The organism is Thermanaerothrix sp. (assembly GCF_056331585.1).
This window is the reverse complement of record NZ_JBWGPQ010000057.1, coordinates 1,805-9,011: the sequence shown is the minus strand read 5'-3', so window position 1 is coordinate 9,011 and position 7,207 is coordinate 1,805. Positions and strand designations below refer to the sequence as shown.

The 7,207-nt window shown below is 48.9% G+C and carries 5 protein-coding genes; 1 reads left to right on the top strand and 4 read right to left on the bottom strand.

Annotated elements, in window-relative coordinates:
* Positions 1 to 186 precede the first annotated feature (186 nt).
* A complete protein-coding gene (locus tag AC01YT_RS13105; RefSeq protein WP_476676117.1) occupies positions 187 to 1,890 on the top strand; it encodes a GAF domain-containing sensor histidine kinase in 1,704 nt (567 codons plus the stop codon).
* Here the strand turns inward: AC01YT_RS13105 and AC01YT_RS13100 are convergent.
* From AC01YT_RS13100 to AC01YT_RS13085, 4 genes are all read right to left on the bottom strand, one after another.
* Entirely contained in the window at positions 1,877 to 4,120 is a 2,244-nt protein-coding gene (locus AC01YT_RS13100; RefSeq protein ID WP_476676115.1) for a methyl-accepting chemotaxis protein, read from the bottom strand. The two genes, AC01YT_RS13105 and AC01YT_RS13100, sit on opposite strands and share 14 nt — an antisense overlap.
* 167 nt (positions 4,121 to 4,287) lie before the next feature.
* The gene (locus AC01YT_RS13095; protein WP_424911323.1) at positions 4,288 to 5,208 is read right to left on the bottom strand and encodes a branched-chain amino acid transaminase; all 921 of its coding nucleotides are present in this window, start codon (positions 5,206 to 5,208) and stop codon (positions 4,288 to 4,290) included.
* Positions 5,209 to 5,232: 24 nt separating this feature from the next.
* Positions 5,233 to 6,294: a 3-isopropylmalate dehydrogenase gene (gene leuB / locus AC01YT_RS13090; RefSeq protein WP_424911324.1), complete on the bottom strand. Its 1,062-nt coding sequence runs from the start codon at positions 6,292 to 6,294 to the stop codon at positions 5,233 to 5,235.
* Positions 6,284 to 7,207: alpha-isopropylmalate synthase regulatory domain-containing protein (locus tag AC01YT_RS13085; protein ID WP_476676112.1), on the bottom strand; the 924-nt coding region annotated here is incomplete at its 5' end. The genes leuB and AC01YT_RS13085, both read right to left, overlap by 11 nt.

Below are 7,207 nucleotides of genomic sequence, written 5' to 3'. Positions count from 1 at the left end.
CATTGGCTTTTGCCCTATTGGGTATCTAAATATTAAAACTTTAAAAAGCCCTACTCTACGCAAGCACCTTTGTGACTCTTATTCACGTCATTATAAACCGGCCTTAAAATTTGAATTGAAATACCTATAATCATATTTTATGGCATTACATTGACAACCATGATAAACAAGGAGTCCAGCCTTTCGATGTTTACGCCCCTCCACCTTGAATCCCCCCTTGAAGATAGCATTCAAATCGGACAGAAAGCCGCCAACCTAGCTGCTGAGGCATTGGAAGCCTTAGGTAAACAATTAATCCGTCAGAAAGCCAATGATATCACTAGGCAAATTGAAATTTATCTGACGTGTCATACTTACCCAACCCTGGAAGCACTGAGTACCGATGCCAAACTGGCCGCCATTGCGGTTCAAAGGGTTGGTCAAACTGGGTATTCAGCCGTTCATGATACCCAAGGGATCAATCGTTTCCACGTTAATCCAGAATTGATTGATGCGGATTTACGCCATTTGGCTAGTCGTTTCCAAAATTTTTGGGAAATCATAGAGCAATCTTTAGTTGGGGAATCCGAAGGTTACTACGAATTTAAAGATTATGAAGGCAACATACGCAAGAAATACATGGTGTGCCACCCGATTTGGCCTCCTTCAATTAAACCCCATGGTTTAGTTGTGGCTGTAACGGTTTTCATGGACGAGTTTCTGCAACCCTCCCGCGAGATTCACCAGAGTATCCTCACCCTTCTAAACTATCTTGAAGAACGTACCCGGGCCGAAAAACGCCGTGCCGATCAACTTCGTGCAATCAATGAAGTCGGTCAGAAGATCAGCGCTGTGATGGATGTTGAACAAGTTCTCCCCTCGATCGTAACCTCTCTTCAAGAAATATTTGCCTTTCACAGTATCCGTGTTTATTTAAAACAACCCCAAGCCCGCTTTATGGTCTTGGTTGCTCAGGCGGGTCAAACCAAAGAGAAACCTATTGGAACTTTGCTCAGCATTGAGGAGGGTATTGAAGGGTATGTTGCCCGCTCTGGACAGCCTCACCTCGAGAATGAAGAATCACCCCACATTATCAGATCAGGGCGAAATACACCTGTTGAAACGCTCTCCCGGATCGTTGTTCCGATCAAGATTGGATGCGATACGCTTGGGGTCTTAGATGTCCAAAGTCCACGCCATGGGAGTCTGGACACCCACGACCTCTTTACCGTCCAAACATTGGCTGACCAAATTGCCATCGCACTGGAAAATTCTCGCATGTATCAGGAACTGCGCGAAATGGCCGTGATTGAAGAACGCAATCGCATCGCACGTGAAATTCACGATACTCTTGCCCAAGGATTCGCCGGAATTTTAATGCAAGTAGAAGCCCTGCGCCAAAGCCTGAGTACAGGAGATACAGGCTCAATTAACGATCATCTTATGCGTATTCAAAGCATTGCCCGCGAAAACTTGAACGAAGCAAGACGGTCCGTACAATCCCTAAGGCCTCCTGCTATAAGTCAACAATCATTAGAAGAATTGATTCAAAACGAAATTGAGAAACTAACCCGTGACCTTGCCATCAATGTTCAATTCCACGTCACAGGTAACCCACCCCTAATCCCCACTGACGCCAAGCAAGCCCTCTATCGCATCGCTCAAGAGGCACTATCAAACGTTCGCAAACACTCACAGGCCACAACCGTCCAAATCGTCTTAGTTTATAGCGAGAGGTCAATCACTTTGTGGGTTCAGGATAATGGAATTGGATTTGACAGCAAGGTCCAGTTTGAACATTCCTTTGGTATTACGTGCATGCGTGAGCGTGCGCGTATGTTTGGGGGAATGGTCAACGTACACAGCGAGAAGGGCAAGGGAACAACCATAGAGGCGGTCATCCCTGTTTAACCCCGACCTTTGCCATCTCCCAGCGCACATCATATTCACAGTAAGGATCGCCATTGTACATACAACGCGTCTTTTTTATATATGGGATACCGCCAGCTGCCTCAATCACCCCTTCCATCCAACCCACGTGGTTATACGTACATCGCTCACGCGGCTGTTTCTTCCCCATATCCACTTCCATACGTACATGGTTTTCGGCCAAATCGAAGATCCGTACCACAACACCATCTCCCCAATTGTGGCGCAGGCACAGGTCCATGCGGCGGATGATGTAGCCGGGATCGCCGGGTTTAAAATACTTGGCTAACGCGGCGCCAGGTTGAATATCATATTTAGCCCGATACCGGGTCATCTCGCGCAAAATATCGTCTTTTCCACCTGCCAGCTCCTCTTTTATCGCGTTTGTCAACAGACCCAGAATCTCAGGAGGATACTCGCCCTCAGGATCAATTGTTCCGCGTAAAAGACGCTGAACCTCAAATGGTAAGCGGTTAATCACACGCTCAAGTGCGGGTGCTCCATACTTTTCTCGGACAAAATCAAGCCGCCCAATTAAAGCACTACCACGGCTAACTTTTCCGCTCACTTGCTGGGTTGTGATTTTGACAATCTGTTGTTGCAGCAAGGTGCTCTGTTCGCTCATGCGTTGGATTGAAGCGGTCACATTGGCAACCTGATCCCGAATCTGTTCCGCAGCCAAAGCCACATCATTCAACTGCTTCAAGGTCTGTTCGCTGGCATGAGCATAAATCTGAACCGCCTGGGTAACTTCAGAAGCACTCGCACTTAATTCTTCTGTAGCCGCTGTATTTTCTTCTACTACCGCTGAAACGGTTTCCATAGCCGTTGTTAATCCTTGTGTGGCCGCGTGAATTTCGTCTGCCGCTCGGGCAATGTCCTCGATCCGTTGTTCAACCTGCTCAATTCCCTCGAGAATGGTTTCGAGAGCTCCGCGTGCGTCAAGGCTTTGTTGGACTCCCGTGTCTATTTCTGTGCCTTGATCCTGGATCGCCATTCCCATCTCCGAGACCAAGGCCTGAATATTGTGGATCAAGGTCGCAATCTCTTTGGTTGCCTGAACCGACTTTTCAGCCAATTTACGTACTTCATCCGCCACGACAGCAAATCCCTTACCCTGCTCACCAGCTCGTGCGGCTTCAATTGCAGCATTAAGAGCTAACAGGTTGGTTTGCGCGGCTAATTCCTGCGTGGTTTCCAGAATAATCCCTATCTTGCGCGTATTCTGCCCCACCCATTCAGCCTTCTCTTGAACCCGGCGAGTACTTTCGACAATCCGCTGCATCCGCTCGATGCTCTCGCGAATGGTTTTCGAACCATGTTGGGCTGAAGAAGAAACCTCATTGGTTACCTGAACAGCCAACCGGGTGCGTTCTGTAACCCATTGAATATTTTCGGAAATTTTTTGCATTTTTCGGGATGCTTCGGCCACAGCTTGCGCCTGTTCCTGGGCCCCCTTGCTTACGCCATTGATTGCTAATGCCATCTGCTCAACCGCTTGTAAGGTTGCCTGTAAACGTTTAATTTGTCCAGAGGTATCTTGAACCACCAGGCGCAGTTTATCACTAATTTCGTGAGTTGCCTGGTTCGTCCTGTCTGCCGCGAAGGTGATGTTGCCATATTCACGGCTAATCTGATCTATGTTCTTAGTCATTCCGCTAATGGTCTCTCGAAGTGACCTCACCATCCGTGCCAATGCCTGCCCAATGGCATCATTTTCGGAACGCGCTCTGAGGTCCAACGTTAAATTTCCGCTTGCAATCTTTTCCGCGATGGAATTAATCTGCAATAGGTACTCGCGAATTTGTTGTTGGGCATTTAGTAGATCTCGAATCTCATCCCAACCCCGAATCTCTTTGCCTTGCCCCAAATCCCCCTCCGCCAATTGTCGAGCAGAGCGTGCCAACTCGTGAATCGGCAAGACAATGCGTTTTAATGCCAAGAGCAGTAGAAAGTAAGCTGGCGTCACCAACATTGCTGCCAAAATCATTCCGGTTAAGGTCACGCCTTGCCTCCCCAAAATAAACCCCGCTGTCGCCGCAAGAGACGTCATCCCCACCACAATGGCATTGAGGCGAGAAGCTATCCCACGACCGAAGATACGATAAATCACTCCCAAGGTAAGCAACGCCACTACCAGAATCAAGATCACAAACGTCCATCCATTCATCGCCCGAAGCACGTTTTCAATTGCAGTCCAAATCGTTGCCATTAGCTCGCTCCTTCAAATGAACGATTTCGCTTTCTCCCCAAATGCAGTTTACATAAGAGCAGAAGATCCTCTCTGTAAAGAAAAAGTTAAAACCTGCTAAAACCGTCATTAAACAGATAAGGCGCCGTTATGTTGGCGCCTCATCTCTCTACAAGACAAGTGGAACCCTATTCATTTACATAACTCAGCCACTCTGCAGACCGCGGGTGCTCACCCTGTACAACGGCGCGGAAAACCTTTGCAAGTGCGCGGGTAATTGGACCGGCTTTTCCATTTCCGATAACTCGAAAATCAATCTCGGTCACCGGAACCACCTCAGCGGCCGTGCCACAGACAAAGATCTCATCGGCGATATAAAGATGATCGCGACTAATCTGGGTTTCAACCACCTGATAGCCCAAATCTCTCGCCAAGGTTATTAACGAATCACGGGTGATTCCTTCCAACACCGCCCAAGTACCCGGTGTATAAATCACACCATGACGAACGATAAAAAGGTTTTCACCAGTGCACTCTGCCACATAACCCTGGGGATCAAGCATTACCGCTTCATCAAACCCTAGCCGCACCGATTCGGTTTTCGCCAACACGCTATTGGCATAGTTCCCGGTTACCTTGGCCTTGGTCATCATCACATTGGGGTGATGGCGCGTGTAAGATGAAACATTCATCCGCACCCCTTTTTCCTCCGCCTCATCCCCGAGGTAGGCTCCCCAAGGCCAGGCCGCAATCCCCACGCGCGCAACGCCACTATCCAGGTTCAAATCTCGCTTATCACTTTCATGAAAAACCAAAGGTCGAATGTAACACGCCTGAAATCCATTCGCCCGCACCACGTCTTTGCATGCTTCCCCCAATTGTTCGGGAGTAAATGGGAGCGAGCGGAAGCCCAGGATCTTCGCTGAGTTGACCAGGCGAATCATATGCTCTTTTAACCGAAAAATCGCCGGTCCGCGTTGTGTGCTATAACAGCGAATACCCTCAAAAACTCCTAAACCGTAATGCAATGCCGTATTGAGAAAGTGCACCGTAGCCTTTTCGTACTCCACAAGTTGACCATCTAACCAAATGTAACGTGACTCAGCCATAATGATTCCTCCATTCCAGGTAGTTTAGTCTAACCGCTCGATGATCGCCTGGGTCATCGCGGTTGTGGTCAATGATCCACCTAAATCTCGTGTACGTGCCCCCTTGGTAATAGCTTGATCCACCGCTTTCTCAATTGCTCTTGCTTCCTGCTCCAGCCCTAAGGAATAACGCAATAACATAGCCGCACTTAATATTGCCCCAATGGGATTGGCAATCCCCTGCCCGGCAATATCTGGCGCCGAGCCATGAATGGGTTCATACAGCCCACCATACTGCCCATTTAGCGAGGCTGAAGGGAGCATCCCCATTGAACCAGCCAATACTGCAGCCTCATCAGTGAGAATATCCCCAAACATGTTTTCGGTGACGATAACGTCAAAAGACTGGGGAACGCTTACCAAACGCATGGCAGCCGTATCCACCAATACATGCTCTAATGTCACATCGGGATAACGCTGAGCCACCCGATTGGCAACCTCTCGCCATAAACGAGACGATTCCAGTACATTAGCCTTGTCCACCGAACTTACTTTTTTACGTCGTTGGCGCGCTAAACGAAACGCTAAATCTACGATTCGCTCAATCTCGTTCTCAGTATACTCCAGGGTATCTACTGCCCGTTGTTGCCCATCCACCCAGTCCCGTTTCTTAGGCCGGCCAAAATACAGGCCACCGGTTAATTCACGAACGACAATCAGATCTACACCTAAAAGCCGATCCGATTTTATAGGTGAAGCCTCAATGAGCGCTGGGTGAACCCGTACCGGGCGCAAATTTGCAAACACCCCTAACCCTTTACGTAAACCCAGTAACCCCTGTTCTGGACGAACCGATGCACGCGGGTCATCCCATTTTGGCCCTCCTACCGCTCCCAGCAATACCGCATCCGCGGAACGACAAGCTTGTAGGGTCTCTTCAGGTAACGGATTGCCGGTTTTATCAATTGCACTCCCCCCAATCAGGTATTCTGTAAATTCAAATTTATGATCATAATGCCGCCCAACGGCTTCTAAAACCTGCACAGCAGCGCTCACAACCTCTGGCCCAATTCCATCTCCGGGTAAGAGGACAATGTTAGCCTTCATGTTGTTGTCTCCTGCTCAATTCCCATATTCCGTATTCAATCGAATCGGCCAATGCAAACCATGAAGCTTCGATAATATTGGTTGAAGCGCCGACCGTACTCCACTGGCTGACTCCGTTGCTGGTGTCAATCAGTACCCGCGTGGTTGCCATAGTGCCGTGATTACCATCCAAAATGCGCACTTTATAGTCCTTGAGATGAAAATGATCTATTTCAGGATAAAATGGACGCAGGGCCTTTCGCAGTGCCCGATCCAACGCGTTCACCGGCCCATTGCCATCTGCAGCTGTATGGATAATCTCACCGTTCACACGGACTTTGACCGTTGCCTCAGCAATCATCCCACGCCCTTGACGATGTTCAACACTGGCCGTAAAGTCAATTAATTCAAAAGGCGGTTGATAGTCCGGTTGGCGTCGTCGCAGCATCATCACGACTGAAGCCTCGGCGGCTTCAAAGGAAAAGCCTTGGGCTTCCATGGATTTCAGATCCTTCAAGGCTGAGGCTATGTCAAACTTCTTGTCCAAGTCCAAACCGTACTCTTCAGCCTTGCTGAGTAAATTGCCTCGTCCTGAAAGTTCCGAAACCACCACGCGACTGCGGTTACCTACCAATTCGGGATCAATATGCTGATAAGATCGGGGAGTACGTCGCATGGCCGCCACATGGATACCGCCTTTGTGAGCAAATGCCGCTCGCCCTACATAGGGCAAATGCTCATCTGGGGCTAGATTGGCAACCTCGGCAACATAATGGGAGAGGTCGGTTAATTTGACCAGATGTCCTTCTGGCAAGGCCTTAAGGCCCATCTTCAATTCCAAATCGGGAATAATGGAGCACAGATTAGCGTTTCCACACCGTTCGCCATAACCGTTTATCGTTCCCTGGACTTGAACACAACCTTCACGCACGGC

Bases quoted from the DNA above. Each gene is read 5' to 3' on its own strand.
- AC01YT_RS13105 (WP_476676117.1), top strand. From the start codon at position 187: ATGTTTACGCCCCTCCACCTTGAATCCCCCCTTGAAGATAGCATTCAA.
- AC01YT_RS13100 (WP_476676115.1), bottom strand. From the start codon at position 4,120: ATGGCAACGATTTGGACTGCAATTGAAAACGTGCTTCGGGCGATGAAT.
- AC01YT_RS13095 (WP_424911323.1), bottom strand. From the start codon at position 5,208: ATGGCTGAGTCACGTTACATTTGGTTAGATGGTCAACTTGTGGAGTAC.
- leuB (WP_424911324.1), bottom strand. From the start codon at position 6,294: ATGAAGGCTAACATTGTCCTCTTACCCGGAGATGGAATTGGGCCAGAG.